At 28.3% G+C, this 2,674-nt stretch carries 2 protein-coding genes and 1 other annotated feature; both genes read left to right on the forward strand.

Going from position 1 to position 2,674, the window contains the following annotated elements; genetic code table 11:
• Positions 1 to 85: 85 nt before the first annotated feature.
• Positions 86 to 961 carry a MurR/RpiR family transcriptional regulator gene (locus NSA58_RS18540; RefSeq protein ID WP_039679727.1) on the forward strand — a complete coding sequence of 292 codons (876 nt, stop codon included), beginning with the start codon at positions 86 to 88 and terminating at the stop codon, positions 959 to 961.
• Positions 962 to 1,054: 93 nt separating this feature from the next.
• Positions 1,055 to 1,262: a binding site (T-box leader), on the forward strand.
• Positions 1,263 to 1,487: 225 nt separating this feature from the next.
• Positions 1,488 to 2,510, forward strand: a complete 1,023-nt coding sequence (gene argF / locus NSA58_RS18545; protein WP_074079587.1) for an ornithine carbamoyltransferase — start codon at positions 1,488 to 1,490, stop codon at positions 2,508 to 2,510.
• Positions 2,511 to 2,674 lie beyond the last annotated feature (164 nt).

Here is a 2,674-nt window from a genome sequence, read left to right on the forward strand (position 1 = left end):
AATATAAACAGTGGTATAATTAAGTTATAAGTATGAATAATTTTCTAATACTTCATATTTTTCACAAAAGAAAGAGGAGCATATTATGGAATTTAAAAATAACATAAATGATAGTAAACAATTAATTTCAATTATACAGTCGCGTTACCCTAAAATGAGTAAGGGTCAAAAACTTATAGCACAATATATTATTAAAAACTATGACAAAGTAGCATTTATGACTGCAAGCAAACTTGGAGATACAGTAGGTGTTAGTGAGTCTACTGTTGTAAGATTTGCAAATGCTTTGGGATACCCAGGGTACCCAAAACTTCAAGATGCATTGCAAGAATTAATAAAAAATAAGCTAACAACTGTACAAAGGGTAGAAATGGCAAATGAGGATTATTCTGATGATGCAGCTATACTTAGTAAAGTTTTAAAAAGTGATATAGATAATATTAGAGGAACTTTAGAAGAGATAGATGCAAAGGCTTTTAGGAATGCATCAGAAGAGATTTTAAAAGCTAGAAAAATATATATTTTAGGTATGAGAAGTTCTCATGTAATAGCTCAATACCTAGGATTCTATTTAGATTTAATATTAGATAATGTTCATGTAATAAGAATGGATATGGGAGATGTTTTTGAACAAATAGTTAGAATAAATGAAGAAGATGTAGTAATAGCATTTAGTTTCCCTAGATACTCTAAAAAATCATATCAGGTTGTTGATTATGCAAAAAATAAAGGAGCTCATATAATATCAATTACTGATAGTTATTTTGCGCCTGTTGCATGTTTATCTGATAATACGCTTTTAGTAAAAAGTAATATGGCATCATTTGTTGACTCTTTAGTACCTGCAATGACTGTGGCAAATGCGCTTGCAATATCAGTTGGTATGAAAGAAAAAGAAGAAATAAAGAAATACTTTGATGATTTAGAAAAAATTTGGAAACAGTATTCGATTTACGAATAAAACTCATTGCTTGAAATTTAAAAAATTCTGAATTTATTAAAAAACTTATTGACATATGGTTAGAAAGTGAATAGTATTATTAATAAAAATATGATAAATTCAGTGAAGAAGAGAGTAAGATAAATTAAATTTATAGAGAACTGGGGATGGTGGAAGCCTGGTAAGGAGATTTATTCTGAAAAGAGCTTTTGAGAAGATTATCAGAACTTAAGTATGATAATCGGTTGTCCGCCTTAAGGATTTGAGTGGTTAAGATATTCTTAACAATTAGAGTGGTAACACGGTAAATATCGTCTCTTGGTGTAAAAACCAAGGGACTTTTTTATTATTATTTTAATTATAATTATATCTTAATAATTAGAGTGGTACCGCGGATTTTCGCCTCTTAGTTTATAACTAAGGGGCTTTTTTGTGTAGTAAATGCGATATGAACAAAGTGGATTTTAAGCAACAGATGTATCTGAAGAGAAACGAAGATATATTGTTGGCGATATGAACAAAGTGAATTTTAAAAGGGGAAAATAATATGAATAAGATTAGTTTGAAAGGAAGAAATTTTTTGACTTTAAAAGATTTTTCAAAGGAAGAAATAAAATATTTATTAGCTTTAGCTAGTTACTTAAAAACAAAAAAGAAGGTTGGTATTAAGGGAAATTTATTGGAAGGAAAAAATATTGCATTAATATTTGAGAAAAACTCAACAAGAACTAGATGCTCTTTTGAAGTAGCTGCTACAGATGAAGGTGGTCATACAACATTTATAGGACCTTATAACTCGCATATGGGGAAAAAAGAATCTATAGAAGATACTGCAAAAGTTCTTGGAAGGTACTATGACGGTATTGAGTTTAGAGGATATAAGCAAGAAACCGTGGAAATTTTAGCGAAGCACTCAGGAGTACCAGTATACAATGGTTTAACTGATACTTATCATCCTACACAAATATTAGCAGATTTACTTACAGTTACAGAGTATGTAGATAAGTCTTTTGACAAAATAAAATTTGTTTATGCTGGAGATGCAAGAAATAATATGGGGAATTCTCTAATGATTGGATGTGCAAAATTAGGAATGAACTTTGTATCTCTTGCGCCAAAAGAATTATGGCCAGATAAAGGCTTGTTAGAAGAAATGAAAGAAGTAGCTGACAAATCTAAAGGAAGTATAACTTTAACAGAAAATATAGAAGATGTTATGGGAGCTGATGTCATATATACAGATGTATGGGTATCTATGGGAGAAGAAGCTCAATATGAAGAAAGAATAAAATTATTGAAAGATTATCAAGTAAATATGGATATGATTAAGAAAACAAAAAATGAAAATGTTATTTTCCTTCACTGTTTACCTGCTTTCCATGATTTAAATACAAAGGTAGGTAAAGAAATATACGAAAAATTTGGTTTGAAAGAATTAGAAGTTACAGATGAAGTATTTAGATCTAAATATTCTAAAGTTTTTTATGAAGCTGAAAATAGAATGCACACTATAAAAGCAGTTATGGTTGCTACATTGGTAGATGTGGATATGAGTGTAGGTAATAAATAATATAATAATAACTAAAAGGATAATAATGATTTTTATTGTCCTTTTTTAATTGAATATTAAAAAACTAATTATTATGTTTATTATAATTAGAAAAATTACAGTATATTAAAAAAAATAAAGTGAATTGCAAAATTAAGGATAAAATACTTTGATTTTTAATGAAT

Source organism: Terrisporobacter muris, assembly GCF_024621905.1.
Lineage (GTDB): Bacteria > Bacillota > Clostridia > Peptostreptococcales > Peptostreptococcaceae > Terrisporobacter > Terrisporobacter muris.